Here is a 22,870-nt window from a genome sequence, read left to right as displayed (position 1 = left end):
CCGTTATCAGCACCAGCAACCGTTGATAAAAATGCCGCACGGCAAATCAATCTTCTTTCATTAACCGTTCAACGGCATCAACAACATCCTGCACCGTGCGAACAGCCTTAAATTCTTCCGGTTTGATTTTTTTGCCCGTTTTTTTCTGCACATGCACAATCATGTCAACGGCATCAATGCTGTCGAGCTCAAGGTCTTCGTACAGGCGGGCTTCAGGGGTGATACTGTCTGCATCTATCTCAAACAATTTGCACAGCAGTGCCGAAACTTCCTGATAGATTGCGTTCTGGTCAGTTTGTTCAGTCATGATGAATGCATTCTCAGGAACGTTGGGAATTGATAAACGCGGCCAGGGTCGCGACGGAATAGAAGTGCTGGCGCATTTCTTCGCTTTCAGCAGACAATACGACACCGTACTGGTTTTTTACCGCCAGGCCGAGCTCCAGTGCATCAATAGAATCAAGGCCAAGACCGTCACCAAACAAAGCGGCTTCTGTATCAATATCGTCGGCTGTGAGTTCATCTAAATTCAGTGTATTAATGATGAGATTTTTAATCTCAAGGTAAAGCGCTTGCATCATTCATCCCCAAAAATGGATCATTAACTAATTGTAATTTCTGTAAAAGGTGCTTATTAAGCTGCCTGACTGCTCGTGTTGGTACCTGAGCATCGGCATGAGTAAAGGGTTTTACCGCAATGCGTTCTTTTACCCATACGGTAAATTCGGGCTTTGTGGGCGGAACGTTATACCAGTGGCTCTGCTTATCGAGCAGGTGTTCGCTACAATGGATTGTCACGACACGTAAATCACACTGGCAACGTACAGCAATATTTGCGGCACCACGTTGTAACACCATGTCCTGTCCTTGCCGTGTGCGGGTTCCTTCAGGAAAGATCAACAAGGTTTCTCCCCGTGCCAGCCGCTTCTGGCTTTCAGACAATAACGTGTCTGCTTCGCTATTAATCAGGTAATCAGCCGCCCGAATTACACCACTGACAAAGGGGTTCTTCAATAACCGGCTTTTAACCAGACAGTCAGTCTCCGGCATTACTGACGCCAACAAAACATAGTCAATCAGCGTTGGGTGGTTTGCTACCACCAGACAACCGCGCTCCTGTTTTAATATATCGGCACCTTCGATGCGATAATTTAGCGTGCCGGTGTATTTTGCTATGAATAAAAAACAACGAAAACAGGCAGAAATACTGCGCCTGGCCAGACTGCGTCGTTTGTCTTTGTTACGCACAACAATCAACAACAAATTAAACCAGACTAAAGACAACACCAGGCCACCCAGGCCAAACAGTGCAAAACACAACCCGGTTGTCACCAGCCGCCAGGCCTGGTTCAGCCATCTCATGAACGGCTCCAGTGCCAGGTTAAGCGCTCACCAGGTATACTGAATTCAGGTTCGCCACGCAGGTAATGCTGCAGAAATTGTAAACTTTGCGGTAACGCGGCTTCACAGCCATCAGCATCGCAGGTTGTTTCGCAGGACAGTTCTTGCCCCGGCGCAATCACCAGTGCGGTAGCAAATGCCCAGCATGGCATCGTGGCAGGCATACCTGGGTGGTAAAACTCCGGCAAAGCACCATCGAAATCGACAATCAATACGCGTTGGTAACCGGCCTGCAGTAGGCAGATAACTTCACACAACCCTTGCTGGAAAGTATCCATACCGGCAGATAATGAAGATGTTACAGCGGGTTGGCGCGCAGCAATAGTCAGATTACCAACCGCAGAATTATGAACAGACATAGCAAAATCAGTTGGCGAGACGGGTTGGCCATCTGCCAGCGCATTCAGAATACGGTAATTGCGCTCCAGTTCGCCGTGGCGGCTGGTATAAAGCACGGCGTCAATGCTGTGCTTACTTAACATGTTAAGCCCGCATTCAACCGCCAGTTTGCTCCCGGAATTCAGGCGCCTGGCGGTCATCATGGGTAATGCGGTGAGTTTTGCCTGGGGCGCGTTCGGGTCTATGCCACAGGGGTGCTGTGCCCAGTGCAACCACTCTGCTGCTTCGCTAAGCCCTGGTGCCCGTGCCTGCCAGTCAATAATATCAAGTGCAAATTTCATCAACGCGCTTCTGCGATAAAACTGTTATTTGGTAGGTCAGACCATTCTCAAAGCCTGCCGCGTATTAAGGTATTAAAAAGGTTCGCATATCAATAAGGTATGCCCGATACCCAAATTGTCATGGCGTTGTTTTACCTGGAATCCTGCTAACTCAAGGTAGTGATTAAATTTTTCGAAACTGTAAAAACGGCTGTTACCATTTGCCATACAGGTGAAGTATAACGAAGTGGCATTCAGGCTGAAGGCTGCGGCCTCAAATTTTTGTACGTCCCAAAACAGTTCCATTATATACAATTGCGCACCCGGCTTCATTATTCGGGCTATTTTGCTTAAAATAGCAACAATTTGTTCGGGTGAAAAACAATCCAGAAATTGGCTCATCCACCAAATATCTGCGCCATCAGGCAGAGACTGGTTACTGAGCATATCAATTTCGTGGCAATGAATCCGATGGAAAAATCCCACTTTTTCGATATTTTTGCGTGCCAGCGCAATTTGTTGTGGCAGATCCAAAATAGTGATGGCGATATTTTCATCGTATTCACAACAACGTATCGCCAGTTTTCCGGTATTTCCGCCGATATCAAATAAGGTACGTGGTTTTGCGGCAAAAATGAGCGGCAGAATGGTATTGAATGCGATATCTGAGTAGTAATGGTCAAACGCAAACCAGCTCTCCCGGGCAGGCGAGGGGAGTTGAGATAACACCGGGTAAATCGTTGGTTCATCGCTGAACACTTTCAGGCCTGCAGGTTGTGTCTCTTCCAGCGCCTGAGACAGATAGAACATGCCCTGGTAACAGACATCCTGAGTGAAATCCATGTTGATGCGGGTCATTGGGTCGTGCAGCAGAAAATGCCCAACTTTAGATAAGTAATAGCAGGATGCTTTGCGGGTAATAATCCGGCCACTTAAGCCACTATCCAGCAAAACGCTGACCGCATATTCACTGAGTGGGCTCTCTTCAACAATTTTTTCCAGTGTTGCCCCTGCCGGTCCTTGTTTATCCAGCAAGGCAAGGATCCCCGAATTACGCAAACATAATGCGGTTTGAAATAACATGGGAGCAAAAGCTATCCGTTGTGCTTCGGTAATGGCATCCAGCGCGCTGAGTGTATCCTGCTCGTACATCAAGAATAACCTTGTAAACAGTATCAAAGTAGACAGCCGGGCAGTGTGCCCGGTTAGTGTCTGTCAGTGCTTACATAGCACTGCCGGCCAGGTTTAACTGAATATCCTGGTCCAGATTACCGATCCAACGGTTATAGGTTTTATGAATTCTTCCGCCGGATGCGCGCAGGTTAATGCTGCTTACGTAATTAATGGCATAACTGTTTGCGGAATAGGTAATACGCACTTCTGCAACATGCCCATGGGATTGCTGGCGGGCAGTGATAACGCCAGGTGAAGTCTCATTCATTACCCACTGGCGCTGAATACCAGCCTTCAAGATAGCGCTTTTGACTTGTTCAGCCGAATGACCGGCGCTAACGGTGGCATTGACATTATCAATTGGCGCAGTACGGGCACACCCTGCCAGAGCACCAATAACTGCAAAAGCAGTTAACCATTTAACGATCTTTTTCATGCGAACCCCATTAATAGAATCAAAAAATAATATGGTAATGATATGGCCTGATTAGCGAAGTAATCGGCACTTATAATCCTGGATAATCATATCGGCAGAAAGGTTTATTCTGTGAGTGCTATATTTAGTAGGTGACTGGCGAGTGTATCTGTGCTGAAAGGTAAAATGAAGTTACCCCGCTATGATATTAATTCACAAAGTGTATTGATATAAAATAACTAAGTGAGAGAGTAAGTTTTTTTTATTAAGTATGCGCAGGGGAGAACATTGAAAGCAACTCGGGGTCTCCGGGCAAATAGCGTTATTTGGCGAGGCGAAGATGCTTCCCCTGGCCTGTGAAAATAATACTGGCTTATTCCGGCATTAGCATAATCATTTTTACTGAGCGGTTGCTGGTTAATTGCCAGGAAACCTGGCGGAACTGCTGCAAGCCCCCTTGCGCATTACGGAATGTGCGCTCACCGCCTTCACGTACCACAACCTGCTGGCGTGACCAGTATTCACGGAAGGTTTCGCTTTCATTATTCATGCGGCTGACAAAGGCATTCAACCCCTGGTCATGCTGGTAATGCATGGTATCCGCTCTTAATTCTGCCACTATTCTGCTGGCCCGGTTTTCCCAGTTGCAAACCAGCGTTTGAGACAACGGGTGCTGGAACATAAACGTCATCATGTTGGGCCGTGGCTCTGAGCCCAGCCAGCCTGTAAACAGTGCCTGTGCCGCACTGTTCCATGCCAGCATATTCCAGGTGATATCCAGTAAATAACAGGGTGAGGCCACCTGGTGCACAGATGCCAGCACTTCCTCTTCTACTACCTGAATCTGTTCTTCCTGTGGGTCGCTTTTTAGTGCCAGGTGAAATAAATACTGGCGCTCAGAGGGCTTCATCTTCAGCACTTCTGCAATATTAGCCAGGGTTTGTGCGGACACAACGATATCGCGGCCCTGCTCAATCCAGGTATACCAGGTGGTACTGATACCACTTAATTGCGCCACTTCCTCCCGGCGTAACCCTTTGGTGCGCCGCCGCCCCATAGCGGGTAAGCCAATATCAGCCGGAGCGGTGTTTTCCCTCACTGAACGCAGAAATGCCCCCAGTGCTTTTGGTCCTGAAAATAACGTGTTTTGCATTAAGTAGTACCTGTTAATACCAGTATAAATGGCAATATTGTACCAATATAAACACTTCTCTATAGTGACCTCAACCCCTGAGATAACGCGTTTTGCACATGCGGTTTTGTGGGTAACTGGAGTAATGACCTGTACGCATACAATCAAAAAGGTAATAGCGATGGCGATAAAACATCATGTATTAACCGGCCAACAATTTGGCTCACAGGCTCAGGCATATTTAACCAGCCAGGTACATTCTGCCGGTGCGGATTTGGTGCGCCTGGGTGAGTGGCTGGCAGAAAAAAACCAGGCAAATGTGCTGGATTTAGGTTGCGGCGCAGGCCACGCCAGTTTTGTGGCAGCAGAAAAAGTGGCGCAGGTTACTGCTTATGATTTATCAGAACAAATGCTGGCAGTGGTAAGCGAGGCAGCCCGTGCCCGTGGTTTGGGAAATATTCAGGTAAGCCAGGGGATGGCGGAAGTACTGCCATTCAGTGATGGTTGTTTTGATGTTGTTATCAGCCGCTATTCCGCTCATCACTGGCACGATGTCGGCAAAGCGATGCGGGAAGTAAAACGGGTGCTGAAGCCCGGTGGTATGTTTATTATGATGGATATCGTCTCGCCTGGTTCACCGTTACTGGATACCTGGTTGCAGACTATCGAAATTCTGCGTGATCCGTCCCATGTGCGTAATTACAGCCAAAGTGAATGGATGCAGTTTGCCAGTGAAAGTGGGCTGATGACCAAACACTTGGTGTGTGACCGCCTGCCGCTGGAATTTACCACCTGGATTGCGCGCATGAAAACGCCACCGGTGTTATCTGACGCCATTCGTGCAATGCAGGGCACGGCTCCGGAAGAAGTCCGCCAGCATTTTGCATTTCAGGATGACGGTTCTTTTACCTCAGACACCATTATGTTCATGGCGCAGACCAGTGCCTGACGGTTATCTCTGTGAGTTACTTTTTGTTGTTTTTTGAATTATTTTGAAATATTCAGGAGCTAATTAACTTCAAAGTTTCCTGTAACAGTAGCCCCCTGATTTACACTGGCCCACATCTGGTGCAGTCTGGCTTAAGTGATGTGTAATTTAAGGGGGATATTGTTTTGTGCTTAATGCTCTTCAGATTTTCCTCTATGAAATTCCCACTGAAACCAGGACAAATCTGGTCGATATAGATTGTGCAGTGAATAAGGTTCGAGTGATAAACTTTTTCGCTGTTTTTCCAACACATATTCCTTTTTCATTCACCTGAAGAGTCCAATGACAACGAATACTTCCCGGTCTGCGAGCGCACGCTGGCTGAAATGGCTGATTATTTTGATTGTGGTGTTAATCGTTGCTGGCGTTGTCTGGCGTTTACTCCCTGGTGGCAAAGGCGTTGGTGGGCCAGGTGGGGCTGGTGGTCCTGGTGGGCCAGGCGGCCCGGGAATGAGGATGATGGGCGGTGGTACCACGCTGGTTCATGGCGGTGTGGCAACCAGCGCCGATGTGCCGCTCTACCTGAATGCACTGGGAACAGTGATTCCTAATGCTTCTGTTACTGTTACCAGCCGGGTAGACGGGCAACTGGAAAAAGTCTATTTCACCGAAGGCCAGAAAGTGGCTGCCGGGCAGTTGCTGGCGCAGATAGACCCGCGGCCATACCAGGCAACACTGAACCAGTACCAGGGAGAACTCAGCGAAAATAAAGCGTTATTAAACAGCGCAGAACTGACTCTGGCCCGCTACCGTAAACTCTATGCGCAGGATTCACTGGCCCGCCAGGACCTCGACAGCCAGATAGCGACTGTTGGGCAATACCGGGGGGCGGTTGCGTCAGATGAAGCCCAAATAGCGAGCGCCAAACTGGATCTGGAATATGCCCGTATTACCGCACCAGTCAGTGGCCGCGTGGGGTTGCGCCTGGTAGACCCGGGTAACATGGTGGAAAGCAGCAGTAGCACAGGCCTGGTTACTATTACTCAAATGCAACCCGCAGCGGTGACATTCAGTGTGCCACAAAGCAATATCCCGGTGCTGGTAAAAGCACTGCATAACGGCCAAAGTTTGCCGGCAACGGCGTTTGACCAGGATAACACCACGGCACTGGGAACCGGCGAGGTTAAATTTATCAGCAACCAGATTGATACCAGTACCGGAACCGTTGAACTGAAAGCTATTTTCCCTAATCAGGATGAAAGTTTATACGCTAACCAGTTTGTAAACCTGCGCCTGCAAACCAGCATGCTTAAAGGTGCCACGGTGATCCCACGCCAGGCATTACAGTTGAGTAATGAAGGCTATTTTGTATTTGTTATCAACAAAGACAATACCGTTACACGCAAAGCGGTGACCGCCGGGCCACAAGTGAATGATGACCAGCAGGCGATACTGAAAGGTATCTCGCCCGGAGACCGGGTTGTTACCGAAGGGATTGATCGTCTGACTAACGGCAGCAAAGTCTCCGTGGTGGATGAAGCACAAACCAAAACCGCGCCTGAGGCCAAATGAATCCGTCACGCCTGTTTATACTGCGGCCGGTCGCTACCGTGTTAATCATGGTAGGGGTGTTGATTGCCGGGATCTTTGCCTACCGCTTTTTATCCACCTCTGCGTTACCACAGGTGGATTACCCCACGATACAGGTCACCACACTCTACCCGGGCGCCAGCCCGGATGTGATGGCTTCGTCGGTGACCTCTCCGCTGGAACGCCAGTTGGGCCAAATGTCGGGCCTGAGCCAGATGACTTCCACCAGCTCTGGTGGTTCGTCAATAATCACGCTCAAATTCGGCCTGGAATTGTCGCTGGATGTTGCGGAGCAGGAAGTTCAGGCTGCTATCAATGCGGCGAATAATCTGTTACCGAGCGATTTACCTAACCCACCAACCTACAAAAAGGTGAACCCGGCAGACAGCGCGGTAATCACCCTGGCTGCCAGCTCAGATTCACTGCCGCTGACCACCGTGCAGGACCTGGTAAATACCCGTGTGGCACTCAAGTTGTCACAAATCTCCGGGGTGGGGATGGTGACACTGGCTGGCGGGCATCAGCCTGCCATCCGGGTGCAGATGGATCCCAAAGCGCTTGCTGCCCACGGGCTGACCCTGGAAGATGTCAACACACTGATTAACAACAGTAATGTGAATGGCTCGAAAGGTGGGTTTGACGGCAAATATCACTCAGTGACTATTGACGCCAACGACCAGCTGCGCACGGCGGCAGAATACGGCAACCTGATCCTCACTTATCAAAACGGTGCGGCGTTGCGCCTGAAAGATATCGCGCATATTGAAGAAGGGCCGGAGAATACGTTTCAGTCCGCCTGGGCGAACAACAACCCGGCCATTGTCATCAGTGTGCAACGCCAGCCGGGCGCTAACGTTATTCAGGTTGTGGATAACATTAAAGCTCAGTTACCCAAACTGCAGGCCGCGTTGCCTGATGGCGTGAAGATGACCGTGCTGTCTGACCGCACCCAGACAATCCGCGCATCTATTCATGATGTGCAGTTTGAACTGATGCTGTCGATAGCGCTGGTGGTCATGGTGACCTTTCTGTTCCTGCGCAATGTCGCTGCCACGCTTATTCCCAGTGTGGCGGTGCCGTTATCGCTGGTGGGCACCTTCGGGGTGATGTACCTCGCGGATTTCAGCCTGAATAACCTGTCGCTGATGGCGCTGACTATTGCCACCGGGTTTGTTATTGATGATGCCATTGTGGTGGTGGAAAACATTTCCCGGCGCCTTGAAGAGGGGGAAACCCCAATGCAGGCGGCACTGAAAGGTTCGCAGCAAATCGGCTTTACCATCATCTCACTGACTTTCTCCCTGATTGCCGTGCTGATCCCACTGTTGTTTATGGGCGATGTGGTTGGCCGGTTATTCCGCGAGTTTGCCATTACGCTGGCGGTTTCCATTCTGGTTTCCATGCTGGTGTCACTCACACTGACACCGATGTTATGCGCTTACTTACTGCGCCATATTCCCCCGGAACAGCAATCGCGCTTTTCCCGCAAAGGTGGTGAAGTTTTTGACAGCCTGATTCGGGGCTATGACCGGTTACTGACTGTGGTGCTCAACCACCAAAAACTGACTTTACTGGTTGCACTCGGAACTTTTGTGCTAACGGCGGTGTTGTATATCGCGATTCCTAAAGGGTTCTTTCCCACCCAGGATACCGGCCTGATCCAGGGCGTGACAGTCGCCTCTCAGGATGTGTCATTCAATGAAATGGCAAAACGCCAGCAGGCACTGGCGAAAATCATTTTGCAAAATCCTTCTGTGGAAAGTTTATCGTCCACTATTGGGATTGATGGCAGTAATACCAGCCTGAACAGCGGGCGTATTCAAATTAACCTGAAATCCTTTGATGAGCGGGATGACAAAGCAGATGTGGTGATTAGCCAGTTGCAACAGGCCGCGAAGCAAGTAGCCGGGATCCAGCTTTACCTGCAACCGGCTCAGGACCTGACAGTCAATGACCAGGTGACACCCAGCCAGTATCAGTTCACGCTGGATGATGCCAACAGTGAAGACCTGGCGGACTGGACACCCAAACTGGTGGCAGCATTACAAAAACGCCCGGAATTTAATGGTGTAGTCAGTAATTTGCAGGACCAGGGGCGTGTTGCCTGGGTTGAACTGAACCGCGACAAAGCAGCCCGTTACGGTATTACCGCCTCCGATGTGGATACCGCGCTCTACAATGCATTTGGCCAGCGCCTGGTCTCTACCATTTTTACCCAGGCGAACCAGTATCGTGTGGTGCTGGAAGTGGCGCCGAAATACCAGCAATCGCCAGCCTCTTTTGATGACATCTGGTTGCAGCCGTCCACAACGACTTCCACCTCCGACACCACTTCTGGCAGCAGTTCTACCAGTACCACCAGCTCAACGAGCAGTTCGTCCTCCAGTAGTGATTCAACCAGTGATACCAGTACCAGCACCACGGGAATGGTGAAACTGACATCCATTGCTACCATTCATGAACGCACTGGTTCACTGATGCATATGCGCCTCAACCAGTTCCCGGCGGTGATGGTGTCGTTTAACCTGAACAAAGGCTACTCGCTGGATGATGCACAACAGGCTATCAGCGATGCCAGCCAGCAACTCCAGATGCCCAGCGGAATCACATTGCGTTACCAGGGAGAAACCGCAGCGTTCCAGAGTGCAACCAGCAATACACTGTGGTTGATCCTCGCCGCGTTACTGACCATGTATGTGGTGCTGGGCATCCTGTATGAAAGCTTTATTCACCCGGTCACGATTCTTTCCACACTGCCGTCTGCCGCCGTGGGTGCATTACTGACCCTGATCCTGGCAGGATCGGAGTTCAGCCTGATAGCACTGATCGGGGTTATTCTGCTGATAGGCATTGTGAAAAAGAATGCGATCATGATGATCGACTTCGCGCTGGAAGCCGAACACCACCAGCACCTGAGCCCCCGGGAAGCGATTCATCAGGCATGTTTGTTACGTTTCCGCCCTATTATGATGACCACCATGGCGGCATTGCTGGGCGCACTGCCACTGATGCTGGCATCTGGCTCCGGGGCCGAACTGCGCCAGCCGCTGGGGCTGGTTATTGTTGGCGGGCTGATTGTCAGCCAGGTGCTGACGCTGTTTTCCACGCCAGTGATATACCTGTGGTTTGATGGCCTTGCCCAGCGTGGTTCTGCCTGGGTTAAACGCCGCCAGCAACAGGCCCGGGGCGAATAATGAACCTGACACGGCTCTTTATCTTCCGCCCGGTGGCAACGTTGTTGCTCACTCTGGCTATTCTCCTGTTGGGCGGGCTTGGTTACCGTTTGTTGCCGGTGGCTCCATTGCCTCAGGTGGATTTCCCCACCATCATGGTCAGCGCCAGCCTGGCTGGTGCCAGCCCTGAAACCATGGCGGCAACGGTTGCCACTCCACTGGAGCGTGCTCTGGGGCAAATTGCCGGTATCACGGAGATGACTTCCAGCAGTTCTCAGGGGTCAACCAATATTATTTTGCAGTTCGAACTGGATCGCGATATCAACGGCGCGGCGCGTGATGTCCAGGCTGCAATTAACGCCTCGCGCAGTTTACTGCCCAGCAGCATGGAATCGTTGCCGACTTACCGCAAAGCCAACCCTTCCGATGCGCCTATTGTGATGCTGGCTTTAACCTCCAGCAGCCGCAGCCCGGGTGAGCTCTACGACCTGGCCGAAAGTAAAATTGAGCAGGCAATGGGCCAGGTTCAGGGGGTGGGCCAGGTTTCCCTGATGGGCAGTGCGTTACCCGCAGTACGTATTGACCTGCAACCCCAGCAACTGACCCACTTCGGCATTTCGCTTGATACCGTGCGCAAGGCGGTGGCGAACAGCACCACCAACCAGCCAAAAGGCATGTTACAGGGCAAAACCCAGTCCTGGGTGGTGGACAGCAATGGGCAGTTAGATAAAGCCGCGCAATATCGCGACCTGGTAATCAGTTATCAGAATGGTAAGGCGATACGGCTGAGTGATGTCGCCCGTGTTTATGACTCGGTGGAAGACAAATACCAGGCGGGTTTCCTGAATGCCACGCCGTCGGTGATGGTGGGCATAACCCGCCAGGCCGGGGCTAACATGCTGGAAACGATTGATGCCATTAAAGCGAAGCTGCCCGCCCTGCGTAAAGACCTGCCTGCAGATACCCAGTTACAACTGGTGGTGGACCGCTCGCCAACCGTGCGGGCATCGTTGTATGACACCGAAGAAACCCTGCTGATAGCTGTGTTACTGGTGATAGCGGTTGTCTTTGTGTTCTTGCGTAATGTTCAGGCAGTTATCATTCCCGCTCTTGCTCTGCCGGTCTCCCTGATAGGCACCTGTGCGGTGATGTATATGCTGGGTTACAGCCTGGATAACCTCTCACTGATGGCATTAATCATTTCCACCGGGTTTGTTGTGGATGATGCCATCGTGGTTCTGGAGAACATTGCCCGGCATATTGAATCCGGCCTGAGTCCGTTGCGTGCGGCGTTGCGTGGCGCAAAAGAAGTCAGCTTTACTGTGTTGTCTATGACGGTTTCGCTGGTGGCAGTATTTATTCCTATTTTGTTGATGGGCAGCATTGTGGGCCGCCTGTTCCGGGAGTTCGCTGTTACTCTGACGGTCTCATTGCTGATTTCGATGTTTGTTTCCCTCAGCCTGACGCCCATGCTGTGCTCGCGCCTGCTGAAAGCCAAACCTGCTGTCACAAAGCGCCCGCACCCGGTTTACCAGTTTATTGAAAACCAGCTTAACAGCCTGCTTGCTGCCTATTCGCGCGGGCTGGACTGGGTGATGAAACACCAGAAACTTACCATGCTGAGTTTATTACTCACCGTACTTTTGAACCTGTTTCTCTATTCGGTAGTGCAAAAAGGGTTTTTCCCCAACCAGGATACCGGCCTGCTGATGGGCGCACTGCGGGCAGACCAGAACATCTCATTCCAGGCAATGAAGCCCAAAATGCTGATGTTCACCAATATCATCAAATCAGACCCGGCAGTAGACAGCGTGATGTCATCTATGGGGGGGGGCATGTTTGGTTCACGTAACTCCGCTAACTTCTTTGTGCGCCTGAAAGATTTTGATAAACGCTCTGCCACGGCGACAGAAGTGGCAAACAGGCTGAGCGCCAAAACCCGTAACATTCCCGGTGCACAGCTGTTTTTAATGGCCGCGCAGGATTTGCATATTGGCGGGCGGAGTGCCAATGCCTCATACCAGTACAGCTTACAGGCCGATGACCTGGATCTGCTACGCACCTGGACGCCGAAAGTGCAGGCCGCGCTGGCAGCTATTCCACAACTAAATAGTGTTGATTCAGACTCACAAACCGGTGGGCAGGAAGTGGTGATTCAAATAGACCGTGACCAGGCTACGCGCCTGGGGGTTAATGTCAGTATGCTGGATACCATGCTCAATAATGCCTTCAGCCAGCGCGAGATAGCCACCCTTTACCACACCCTGAACCAGTACCATGTGGTAATGACACTGGCTGATGACTACACCCGCGACCCGGAGATCCTCAAAGAACTGTACGTGGTGAACGACGACGGCGACCGCGTGCCGTTATCTGCTTTTGCAAAATTTGTCGGTGGAAATGCGCCACTTTCTGTTGCTCACCAGGGCCAGTCTGCCACCAGTACTATCGCGTTTAACCTTAATGATGGTGTGTCACTGGAACAGGCTCAGGTGCTGATTAAACAGGCTCTGGCGAAAATTGGTTTGCCGTCTTCCATTCAGGCCGGGTTCCAGGGAACGGCAAAAGCTTTTGGTGAACTGACAGCCACCATGCCGTGGTTAATTGTTGCTGCTTTGGCGGCGGTCTACATCGTGTTGGGCGTATTGTATGAAAGCTATATTCATCCGTTGACGATTCTGTCCACGCTGCCTTCCGCCGGGGTGGGGGCTTTGCTGTTACTCCTGCTGACCAATACACAACTCACCGTGATAGCGCTGATTGGGATAATTTTGCTGATAGGCATTGTGAAGAAAAACGCCATTATGATGATTGATTTTGCGCTGGATGCTGAACGACGCCAGGGCATAACCCCCCAGCAGGCGATAACCCAGGCGTGCCTGATGCGTTTTCGCCCCATCATGATGACCACGCTGGCCGCATTTTTCGGCGCGTTACCCCTGGCGCTGGGCAGTGGCGGCGATGCCGATTTACGCAGCCCGCTGGGGCTGGCAATTGCCGGTGGGCTTGCTCTGAGCCAGCTATTAACCCTGTTTACCACTCCGGTGGTTTATCTTTGGCTGGACAGCCTCAGCCGTGCCACAAAACGCAGATGGCACCGTTTACGCCATGTGGAACCTTAATTGATGAAAAGAACGTTGCGAATCACTGCTCTGGCGTTATCGCTGGTGTTAAGCGGCTGTGCTGTGGGCCCGGATTATCACCGCCCGGCAATCAACATGCCGCTGCATTATAAAGAAGCGCAGGGGTGGCAACAGGCCGCGCCGCAGGATGATAAAAACAAAGGTGCCTGGTGGTCGGTATACCATGACCCGGTACTGGACGGGCTGCTGACTCAGGTGGTTATCTCCAACCAGAATATCGCCAGTTATGCCGCGCAGTACCGTGAAGCACTGGCGCTGGCGGCACAATCGCGCGCCGAGCTATTGCCTTCGGTAAGCTATGATGCCAGCTCAACCCGTAGCGGCAGCCGTTCCAGTACTACCGGGCAACGTACTGCCAGCAACAGCCATCAGGCGGAGCTGAGCGCCAGTTGGGAACTGGATATATGGGGCAAACTGCGCCGCACGCTGGAAGAGAACAAAGCAAGTGCCCAGGCCAGCGCAGCCGAACTGGCGAACATGACACTCAGTGCCCAGTCTGAACTGGCGCAGGATTATTTTCAGTTGCGGGTAATGGATGAAAAAATCGCTTTGTACCAACAGAGTGTGGCTGCTTACCAGCGCTATCTTACTGTGATCGAAAATAAATATGGTGCCGGGACGGAATCACGCGCCACTCTGGCGCAGGCGCAAATGCAATTAGAAAGCGCCCGGGCTTCCGCGCTGGATTACCAGTGGCAGCGTGCTCAGCTTGAGCACGCTATCGCATTATTAATGGGCAAAGCGCCAGCCGAATTCAGCCTGCCGGTGGCAAAACTGGATGCCACTTTGCCAGCGATGCCTCAGGCGGTGCCGTCCCAATTACTGCAACGCCGCCCGGATATCGCATATGCAGAGCGGGAAGTGGCAGCAGCCAATGCCTCGGTGGGCGTGGCGATTGCGGGCTATTTCCCAGACCTGACGCTGAGTGCCAGCGGCGGCACGTCGTCGTCGGTGTTCCACAACCTGTTTGCTTTACCTTACCGGGTCTGGTCCCTTGGGCCGGAGTTAAGCGGCACATTACTGGATTTTGGCGCGACATCGGCACAAGTAGACCAGGCCAGAGCCGCGTATGACGCCAGCGTGGCAAACTACCGCCAGGCCGTGCTGGAAGGTATGCAGGAAGTTGAGGATTACCTGGTTGAACTGAATACATTGCAGCAGGAAGTGGTGGCGCAACAGAACGCCACAGCCGCCGCGAAGGAATCAGCCCGGGTAACACGCAACCAGTATGACGCTGGCATGATTGACTACCTGGATGTCGCCACCACAGAAAACAGTAGCCTGTCTGAACAGCAAAACCTGCTGTCTTTGCAAAGCACCCAGTGGGTTGCCAGCGTGGCGCTGATAGCCGCATTGGGCGGTAGTTGGCAGGCTACACAATAAGGCCGTTTAAAAAGAAGGAAAAACCACGCACTTTCCTTCTTTTTCATCAATCTGCAACCGCTTCATCCATCGGGTGCCACCGGGTGAAGCGGTTTTTTTTCAGGCTAACGCTTTATTGGCGCGTTTTTTAAATGTCATTTCAGAAGCAAAGACAGACAAAATTATCACCGCAGTAGCAATCAGGTCGGTATGGCTGATGCTCTGACCAAAACCAATAACAGCACACAGCATTGATGCAACCGGGGTCAGGGCGACACACATGCCCGCAGAGGTGGCGGAAATTTTATTTATTCCTTTGAAAAACAGGAAGTAAGGCAGGGCCCACACAAAGATTCCGTAATACACCATAATCCCCATATCGTGCCCGGAAATTTGGCTTAAAGAGAAGCTCTGTAGCTCATGCACACTCATTGGAATACTAAAGATTGCCCCCGTCAGACAAACGCCTGCCGCCATAGTCATTGGCTTGATACCTGGCGCCATTTTATTCGCAATAATGATATTAAGTGAGTTTGCCAGAGTAGAAAGGCACAGGAAAACCAGCCCGGTCATTGAGTTACCACTGGCTCCTTGAGCAGAGGGCAGTGTCATAATGATGACGCTGATAACGGCCAGAGCGACGGAGATAACCGCATTAACTTTAAGCTTTTCCCGGAAGAAGACAACAGACAGTAACAGTACCACTGCAGGAGAGGCACTGGTGACAACTGATGCAGTAACAGCGGTGGTTGAGGGCAAGCCATACAACAAGAAAACTGTGTAAAGCACCGCACCGAGCAACGAAAGTACACAAATAATCAGCCAGTCACGTTTACTGATAGCAAACCAGTTAGTCTTTTCGCTTTTCAATGATAACGGTAATAAAAATAAAAAGCCGATAATGAAAGTAATGAGTGTGAATGTCCATGTCGGAATGGAATTCATTGCCTCTTGTGCAATTGGGTAACTGGAACCAACCAGGATAAAACACATGGCGACAGATAATAATCCAGCGAGTTGTTGAATCATAATGTTTCTCTTTTAAAAGATAAGTGAACCCGCATTCCTGATGACAGAAATGTTATTTGTTGTGCTTTTTTGCCAGTTAATCCGGCGTTAAAACTAATCTTGTGAACTAGATTGCTTTATTTATTAAATTCCTTTTTGAATTCTCATTTTTATTAATGCAATGTTTGTACCAGGTGAAATTTATCTATTTTTCAAAGGGGTTTATGTTTTGCGGGTTTAATATTGGTCTATATTGGTGCGCTAAGTGATCTTTTATGGTGCGTTATTGGTTGGTGGTGTGCGCTTTTTTGGTGAGTTTCTTGATGGGTTTTTATCTGTTAATTTATTAATTTATATATGTTTTTTATTTTTCGTTGCGAGAGGGAAGGATAAAGCGAAGTGATGGCTCACTTCGCTTTAGATAGGTGGGGATTATTTTGCACTGAAAAGAGGCAATTTGGATAATGTGTTTTTCAGGTTTATGGCATCCCAGGGAGTGTGTTCGGCAATACCGATACCAACAATTTCAGTAAGCTTGTTAACTTCCTGAATTAAGTTTTCAACATCCGTAAGAGTTAATTTTCCTTTACCAACACCATCCCAAACTGCTTCATCAATATTAGGCTCTGCAAAGAGAACTGAACGGAATTTATAATAATCAAGAACATCTAAATCCCAGTGAATGGCAAGGTGTGTAATATTGTTCTCTTTTATCCAGTTACGAATTCTGGGTGTATTGCTTTGTATTTCTTCAGGGGAGCAAGACTGAATATTTTTTTCAGCAAGAAAACCGATTTCATATTCATTAGGCTCATTTAACCCGGCTATCATGACATTTTTTGCCGGTACCGGTGCGTTGACCACCTGAGTCAGGTCTTTATCGCCATAACCCATTAGTGCGCCCAGTACATGCGCGTGAGAGTGGCTGAACTGTTCTGGTGACATAATATCCGGGTGCGTATCAACCCACAGAATACCGAAATTTTCACCATAGCGCTGGCTAAGCCAGGCAAAAGGGGCCAGGTCAACCAGGCAGTCTCCGCCCAGTACAACAATTTTTTCTGGTTCATGTTCCTGGATTGCGCGCTCTGCTGCTTTCAGTTGTTCCACAACTTCTTTTCTGCCCATGATGCCTTGTTCGTCTTCAAGTTCATGGTCAGGCGCGAATACTGGAATGTTAACAACAGGGTCATCATTTTTCGGGGCAAGCCATGCCAGTAACTCTGCTCCAAAATGATAAACAGGGTTATCTCCACCCTGCCATTGCGGCATCACTATGCGTATTGTTTTGGACTTACTCATTTGTGGACTCACCTGTGTTTGTTTGGTCTTTCAATTAACTTTTTGTTTTTATTGTTATATATGCGTTTTTTGCTTGTATTGTTACGTTAATGAATGAACGTTCATTCATTAACGTAACGGAAAGGGGAGTTGCTGTCCAGTAGCAATTTAAAGAAAGTGGAGTGGTTGTTGGCTGCAGGGAATCGTAGCAGCCGTTATCGCGTTATTTGACCATCAGAATATGGTGGATCAGGGCATCAAAACCGGGGATATCACGTTCCAGATTAAAATCTGGGTTAATCGCTTTGCGGGAAATAAAGCCATCAATAAGTGCGAAGATTGCCAGTGTTGCGGCTTCTGAATCTAACTCTTCTGCCAAATCACCATGCTCAACTCCCTTTTCTATCAGTGACTTAATTCCTGTCCTCATGATTTTATCTGTTGAGATAAATGTTTCACGGACTGACGGGTTTCGGGCTGCCTCAGCAATGATTTCTACCCAGAGTTTATGGTCTGCCGGGTAACCCACTTCATTAATACATGAGCGGATCAGTTCGCAAATTCTGGCTATCGGGCCACATGAAAATGGCTGTGTGTACTTCTCCAGCGCAGTGTCTTTTTCTGTTTCAACAATGGCGGCGATAAGGTCTGCTTTGTTGCGAAAGTGCACATACATAGCACCCTGGCTAAGTGACGCTGCACGAGCGATGTCACCAACACTGGTGGCGTTAAACCCTTTTTCAGAAAAGCAGCGGGAAGCGGCCCGTAAAATTTTTTGGTAAGTGTCTGGTTTTGCTTCTTTCATGGGGGATGATTATAAATGAATGTTCATTCATTACGGTAACGTGCTCAGACTATTTTGTCTATCAGTGAGCACGCTACCATATACCCTCAGTTGCCTGCCGTGGGGAGTTTCGTTCTGATCATATCCAGAACTTGCAGGTTACGGATACTTTCTTCCAGGGACAGGCAGTGCGCAGGCTGCTTCAGTACGGCGGCGGAAAACTGGCTGACTTCCGCCAGATAACGGTCAGACTCCTCAACAGGGATTGCGCGGCTACCTTCGTCGGTATGTAGCCAAATATCGCCGGCATTGTCCTGGAATGTGTCGTCAATACGCAGTAAACCTTTAGTGCCAATAATTTCGGCAAAATTGCTGCCAAAACTGTTAAACCCGCAGTGAATATTGGCTATCAGCCCGTCGCCATATTGCAAAAGCGCCGACAGTTGTGTGTCCACACCGTTGTCCATCTCACATAATACTTCACAACGAACCGGCACCCGTTGGGTGACCATACCGACAAAATTCACCGGGTAACAACCCACATCGTACAGGGCACCGCCACCTAAAGCGGGCTGCATTTTTATGGTGCCAGGCCGGTTTAACAGGAAACGGAAAGTGGCATTGATATGGCGAATATCGCCGAGCACACCGCTCTCCAGCACGGATTTTACCGCCTGCATCCGGTGAGTGTAGCGGTACATAAAGGCTTCCATCAGGATGAGACCATGTTGTTGCGCGGCCTTGTGCATTGCGTTGCCTTCTTCGGCGGTCAGGCCTAACGGTTTTTCACACAGAACGTGCTTCCCGGCTTCCAGTGCGCGTATCACCCAGGTTTTATGCAGTGAATTGGGCAGGGGAATATATACGGCATCAATTGCTTCATCGGCCAGCAGGCTGGCGTAATCCGGGTAGCTTTTATCCCACTCGCCATCGGGAAGTTGCGCACTGTTACGCGAAGCTACGCCGTATAAATGTGCATTAGCGGCGCGGCTGATAGCCGGAATAAGAGAATTTCTTGCGATGCGGGCGTAACCCAGAATGCCCCAGTTAACCAGACCAGACATGAAACAGACTCCTGTGTCAGTGAGCGTGACAATATTTGGCGTTAGTTTAGCGGTCTGAAGAGAAAAGCTATGTGACAGCTTAAGCAAAATTACAAAAGCTGTCATACAGGTTTGTGGTGCAGGTTAAGAAGATGCGTCCGGGGTCTTCATCCAGTCGAACAGATTTTTCAGCATCAGCATGCAGTTATCGAGTTGTTCAATGGCAACAAACTCATCGGCTTTATGGCCCTGTGCCATACTGCCCGGGCCGCAAATCAGTGTGGCGATACCCACTTCATGAAATAAACCCGCTTCTGTACCAAAAGCGACAGTTGAGAAAGACTCACTGCCACACCAGCCAGACAGCAGGCGGGCAAATTCAGACTGGGTCTCTGCCAGCAGGCCGGGGTAATGGCTCAGGGTGTGAAAGGTTATCTCACTGTCGCCTGCCACCTGCTTCATTTCCGGAACCAGCGTGCGCCTGGTCCATGCCTGCAGTTTCTCCGCTACGGTTTGCACCTGAACACCAGGCAAATAGCGTACTTCAAAATCAAAAGAGCAGTTTTCCGGTACGATATTTAGCGCGCTGCCACCCTGAATGGTACCCACCTGCACAGTACTGAATGCCGGGGAAAAACGGGTGTCCTGGTGTAATGCCAGTTGCTCACCCAGTTCTCCCAGGTGGGCAATAACTTTTGCGGCATAACTAATGGCGTTTACCCCTTCGGGTGCCTGTGCAGAGTGGCAGGCATGACCATGAACCTGGCAACGCATTGCCAGTTTCCCCTTGTGCCCGTATACCGGCTGCATTTCTGTTGGCTCGCCAATAATACACATTGCGGGGCGGTCCTGTGCATTACGCAGCCAGTCCACCAGGCTGCGAACGCCCAGGCAGCCAACTTCCTCGTCGTAGGAAAAGGCCAGGTGTAAAGGCATGCGTAATGGCGAAGATAAAAAGGTATCAACAGAGGCCAGCATACAGGCGAGGAAACCTTTCATATCGGTACTGCCACGCCCATAGTAGCGGCCATTTTGTTCTGTCAGCATAAATGGCGGAACCGACCAGTTTTGCCCGTCCACCGGCACGGTATCGGTATGGCCGGAAAGCATCACACCGCCAGGGCCGTCCGGGCCGATACGTGCATACAGGTTGGCTTTGCTCCCGCTTTCATTAGTGAACAACTGAACCGCAACCCCGCGAGCTACCAAAAACTCACGAATCATACCAATCAGCGCGAGGTTGGATTCCCGGCTGGTGCTATCGAAAGCCAGCAATTGGGACAAAATTTCCCGCATCGGGTTACTCATCGCCAGGCACACCGTAGCTGGGCGCTTCACGCGGGTCGAGCGCCCGGGTAATGTAGGCATCCATTTGTGGCTCCCAGGCCTGCCACAACGCCAGCAATTCTTCTACCGGTGCCTGCTCTGCCCAGTCCACCCGTAAATCCACCACCGGCCAGGTGTAATCATCCACCACTTTAACGGCTGCTGAGTGCTCACTTCCTGCTTCGCCACCCATGTTGATACCTGCCTGAAGCGCGGTAATCAGCCGGGCGGCCAGTTCCCCGGTGGAGGATTCAAATGCTTCTACCATGGCATTGATAACCTGCGGGTTGGCCAGCAAGTTGCCGGCAGCAACACAGTTGTTTCCCTGAACCGTGTGGTGAATGCCTAAAGTCTGTTCGCCACTAAATACGCTTGTTGTACCGCTGGCATCGATCACGGCGACCTGGCGATATTCGCGAAAGCGGTCTTCAGCCAGGGTTTGCCGCATGGCCTGCTCTGGTGCCAGGCCTTCTGACAGTTTTGCCAGTATCTGTTGCCCCAGCGAGGGCAGGGTAATGTTTTGGCTGGATACCGCTCCCACGCCCGACAACAACCAAGGGCAACGAGAGCCGACGGCAATACTTGATGAGCTAATGGCAATGCCCAGTTGCCCGGTTTCCGGGCAACGCGCGCTGATTGAGAGTGTCATTTCACCTCCTGTGCCATTTCATCTTCAGGAACAACGGCAATGACATCTATTTCCATCAACCACTGTGGCTGGGCAAGCCCTGCAACCACTAAGCCGGTAGAGATCGGGAACACACCTTTCAGCCATTTGCCCACTTCCTGGTAGACGGCTTCACGGTAACGCGGGTCAGTAATATAAGTGGTGGTTTTCACAATGTGTGACAAATCACTGCCAGCTTCTGCCAGCAATTGCTTCACATTTTTCATCGCTTGTTCAGCCTGGGCACGCGGGTCGCCCAGCCCAACCAGGTTACCGGCAAAGTCTGTTCCGACCTGGCCGCGTACATAAATGGTGTTGCCCGCGCGCACTGCCTGGCACAGGTCATTATCCAAAACCTGGTTTGGGTAGGTTTCTTTCGTGTTAAACATCCGGATGCGTGTATGTGTTGGCATGATGGTTTTCCTGTTCACAAAGGGTAAAGGGGCTCAGGCCTCGGTATCATCCGGGCGATAGTGCTGGTACTGGCGCTGAATGGCGATTTGGTCGGCAATATATTTCGCATCGTGCCACACTCCCCAAATAAAAGTGGAACCACGACGGGACAACCAGGGCAGCCCCAGGAAATACACGCCTGGCTCGCTGGATACCCCCCGGTGGTGCTGAGGCTGGTTTTGTTGGTTAAAGGCGCCCACTTTGAGCCAGCTGAAATCCGTGGCGTAGCCTGTTGCCCATATAATGGTGCTGATACCGGCTTGTTGAAGATTCAGGGTACGTACCGGGTGGGTCATGCAATCCGGGTCGGGCATGAAATAGCGGGCCTCTGGTTCTGGCGGCAAGTCCAGCCCGTGGCGGGAAATATACAGGTCTGCGGCATCCAACAGGGCGAGGTAAGATTCGTCACCTGTGCGGATATGTGTTGCCAGGTTATCCTGGAAAGCCACCACACCCTGATTAAAACCTTCAGTCTGGCCCGCCAGGGTAATGCCCTGGTGGGCAAGCTGGCGAAAATCGACGGTATGCCCGCCGCGGGCACCACTCACCGCAATGGTGACATGCTCTTTGCCGGGCTGGTTTGCTGCTGCATCCCACAGGCCCAGCACGCCCAGCCACCATACGAAATCCCGGCCACGGTAGGTACGTGGTGGCCGGTCATGCGCGCCAACGGAGAGCCACACTTTTTTCCCGGCACGGTTCAGTTCATCGGCAATTTGCACTCCGGAGGAACCGGCTCCCACAACCAGCACACCGCCATCTGGCAGTTGTTCCGGGTTACGGTACTGAGCTGAGTGGAGTTGCAGGAGTGCGCTGTCTTGCGGCGCGATGGCGGGGATAACCGGCCGCTGAAAAGGCCCGGTAGCCGAGACAATACGCTGTGCTTCAATAATGCCTTGCGATGTCTCAACCCTGAACCCCGGGCGCCCTTTAAGGCGTGTGGCACTGAACACTTCCACACCAGTGCGAATGGGCGCTTTGAATTTGTCGGCATAAGCGACAAAGTAGTCAGCCACTTGTTCTTTAGCGACAAAGCTGTCCGGGTGGTTGCCGGGGAAGGTCATCCCCGGGAAGCGGTCATGCCAGGCGGGGCCATTGGCAACCAGAGAATCCCAGCGCCCACTGCGCCAGGCTTCTGCGATACGGTTTTTTTCCACAACCAGGTGCGGTATTGCCAGGCGGGTTAAATGTTCACTCATTGCCACGCCAGCCTGGCCTGCGCCTACAACCAGCGTATCTGTTGTTATTACGTTTTCTGTCATCTCTGGGTCCTTCAATTACCATGAATCGGCAACCTGGCCGATGTTGATAAAAACCAGAGTATGTAACTCA

At 51.0% G+C, this 22,870-nt stretch carries 20 protein-coding genes; 5 read left to right on the top strand and 15 right to left on the bottom strand.

What is annotated here, in order from left to right:
• Window positions 1-46: 46 nt before the first annotated feature.
• The 7 genes from DT73_RS03990 to DT73_RS03960 all read right to left on the bottom strand — a co-directional run bounded on the left by DT73_RS03990 (window position 47) and on the right by DT73_RS03960 (window position 4,801).
• On the bottom strand, window positions 47-307 hold the full coding sequence (locus DT73_RS03990) for an acyl carrier protein (RefSeq protein ID WP_036104276.1): 261 nt from the start codon (window positions 305-307) through the stop codon (window positions 47-49).
• 13 nt (window positions 308-320) lie between these two features.
• Entirely contained in the window at window positions 321-578 is a 258-nt protein-coding gene (locus DT73_RS03985; protein WP_036104525.1) for a phosphopantetheine-binding protein, read from the bottom strand.
• Window positions 559-1,362, bottom strand: coding sequence for a 1-acyl-sn-glycerol-3-phosphate acyltransferase (locus tag DT73_RS03980; RefSeq protein WP_036104272.1), 804 nt, complete (start codon window positions 1,360-1,362; stop codon window positions 559-561). The genes DT73_RS03985 and DT73_RS03980 overlap by 20 nt, the downstream gene beginning before the upstream one ends.
• A complete protein-coding gene (locus DT73_RS03975; RefSeq protein WP_036104270.1) occupies window positions 1,359-2,081 on the bottom strand; it encodes a beta-ketoacyl synthase chain length factor in 723 nt (240 codons plus the stop codon). The genes DT73_RS03980 and DT73_RS03975 overlap by 4 nt, the downstream gene beginning before the upstream one ends.
• A gap of 72 nt (window positions 2,082-2,153) precedes the next feature.
• Complete coding sequence (locus DT73_RS03970; protein WP_036104268.1) at window positions 2,154-3,212, bottom strand: class I SAM-dependent methyltransferase; 1,059 nt, start codon at window positions 3,210-3,212, stop codon at window positions 2,154-2,156.
• Between the two features lie 70 nt (window positions 3,213-3,282).
• The gene (locus DT73_RS03965; protein WP_036104265.1) at window positions 3,283-3,669 is read right to left on the bottom strand and encodes a lipoprotein; all 387 of its coding nucleotides are present in this window, start codon (window positions 3,667-3,669) and stop codon (window positions 3,283-3,285) included.
• 352 nt (window positions 3,670-4,021) lie between these two features.
• Window positions 4,022-4,801, bottom strand: a complete 780-nt coding sequence (locus DT73_RS03960) for a helix-turn-helix transcriptional regulator (RefSeq protein WP_036104264.1) — start codon at window positions 4,799-4,801, stop codon at window positions 4,022-4,024.
• A gap of 124 nt (window positions 4,802-4,925) precedes the next feature.
• On the opposite strand from DT73_RS03960, the gene DT73_RS03955 reads away from it, so the two are divergent.
• The 5 genes from DT73_RS03955 to DT73_RS03935 all read left to right on the top strand — a co-directional run bounded on the left by DT73_RS03955 (window position 4,926) and on the right by DT73_RS03935 (window position 14,997).
• The gene (locus tag DT73_RS03955) at window positions 4,926-5,729 is read left to right on the top strand and encodes a class I SAM-dependent methyltransferase (protein WP_369792562.1); all 804 of its coding nucleotides are present in this window, start codon (window positions 4,926-4,928) and stop codon (window positions 5,727-5,729) included.
• 321 nt (window positions 5,730-6,050) lie between these two features.
• Entirely contained in the window at window positions 6,051-7,280 is a 1,230-nt protein-coding gene (locus tag DT73_RS03950; protein WP_036104259.1) for an MdtA/MuxA family multidrug efflux RND transporter periplasmic adaptor subunit, read from the top strand.
• Window positions 7,277-10,492, top strand: coding sequence for an efflux RND transporter permease subunit (locus DT73_RS03945; protein WP_036104256.1), 3,216 nt, complete (start codon window positions 7,277-7,279; stop codon window positions 10,490-10,492). Before DT73_RS03950 ends, DT73_RS03945 begins: the two co-directional genes overlap by 4 nt.
• Window positions 10,492-13,593 (top strand): multidrug efflux RND transporter permease subunit, encoded by a 3,102-nt coding sequence (locus DT73_RS03940; RefSeq protein ID WP_036104253.1) that lies wholly within the window; start codon window positions 10,492-10,494, stop codon window positions 13,591-13,593. The genes DT73_RS03945 and DT73_RS03940 overlap by 1 nt, the downstream gene beginning before the upstream one ends.
• A gap of 3 nt (window positions 13,594-13,596) precedes the next feature.
• Window positions 13,597-14,997 carry an efflux transporter outer membrane subunit gene (locus tag DT73_RS03935; protein ID WP_036104250.1) on the top strand — a complete coding sequence of 467 codons (1,401 nt, stop codon included), beginning with the start codon at window positions 13,597-13,599 and terminating at the stop codon, window positions 14,995-14,997.
• Window positions 14,998-15,096: 99 nt separating this feature from the next.
• Here DT73_RS03935 and DT73_RS03930 read toward each other — a convergent pair whose 3' ends face one another.
• The 8 genes from DT73_RS03930 to DT73_RS03895 all read right to left on the bottom strand — a co-directional run bounded on the left by DT73_RS03930 (window position 15,097) and on the right by DT73_RS03895 (window position 22,800).
• Complete coding sequence (locus DT73_RS03930; RefSeq protein ID WP_036104248.1) at window positions 15,097-16,005, bottom strand: DMT family transporter; 909 nt, start codon at window positions 16,003-16,005, stop codon at window positions 15,097-15,099.
• Window positions 16,006-16,416: 411 nt separating this feature from the next.
• Window positions 16,417-17,286, bottom strand: a complete 870-nt coding sequence (locus tag DT73_RS03925; protein WP_036104246.1) for an arginase family protein — start codon at window positions 17,284-17,286, stop codon at window positions 16,417-16,419.
• Window positions 17,287-17,488: 202 nt separating this feature from the next.
• Window positions 17,489-18,070, bottom strand: a complete 582-nt coding sequence (locus tag DT73_RS03920; protein WP_036104243.1) for a TetR/AcrR family transcriptional regulator — start codon at window positions 18,068-18,070, stop codon at window positions 17,489-17,491.
• Between the two features lie 86 nt (window positions 18,071-18,156).
• Window positions 18,157-19,113, bottom strand: coding sequence for a Gfo/Idh/MocA family protein (locus tag DT73_RS03915; RefSeq protein ID WP_036104241.1), 957 nt, complete (start codon window positions 19,111-19,113; stop codon window positions 18,157-18,159).
• A 123-nt stretch (window positions 19,114-19,236) separates the two neighbouring features.
• A complete protein-coding gene (gene argE / locus DT73_RS03910) occupies window positions 19,237-20,400 on the bottom strand; it encodes an acetylornithine deacetylase (protein ID WP_036104238.1) in 1,164 nt (387 codons plus the stop codon).
• The gene (locus DT73_RS03905; protein WP_036104235.1) at window positions 20,393-21,067 is read right to left on the bottom strand and encodes a DUF1028 domain-containing protein; all 675 of its coding nucleotides are present in this window, start codon (window positions 21,065-21,067) and stop codon (window positions 20,393-20,395) included. The genes argE and DT73_RS03905 overlap by 8 nt, the downstream gene beginning before the upstream one ends.
• Entirely contained in the window at window positions 21,064-21,498 is a 435-nt protein-coding gene (locus DT73_RS03900) for a RidA family protein (RefSeq protein WP_036104232.1), read from the bottom strand. The genes DT73_RS03905 and DT73_RS03900 overlap by 4 nt, the downstream gene beginning before the upstream one ends.
• 33 nt (window positions 21,499-21,531) lie before the next feature.
• The gene (locus DT73_RS03895; protein WP_036104229.1) at window positions 21,532-22,800 is read right to left on the bottom strand and encodes an NAD(P)/FAD-dependent oxidoreductase; all 1,269 of its coding nucleotides are present in this window, start codon (window positions 22,798-22,800) and stop codon (window positions 21,532-21,534) included.
• Between the last annotated feature and the right edge of the window lie 70 nt (window positions 22,801-22,870).

The organism is Mangrovibacter sp. MFB070, assembly GCF_000705335.1.
GTDB lineage: Bacteria > Pseudomonadota > Gammaproteobacteria > Enterobacterales > Enterobacteriaceae > Mangrovibacter > Mangrovibacter plantisponsor.
The sequence above is the reverse complement of the archived record's forward strand: the minus strand, read 5'-3'. Positions and strand labels throughout refer to the sequence as shown.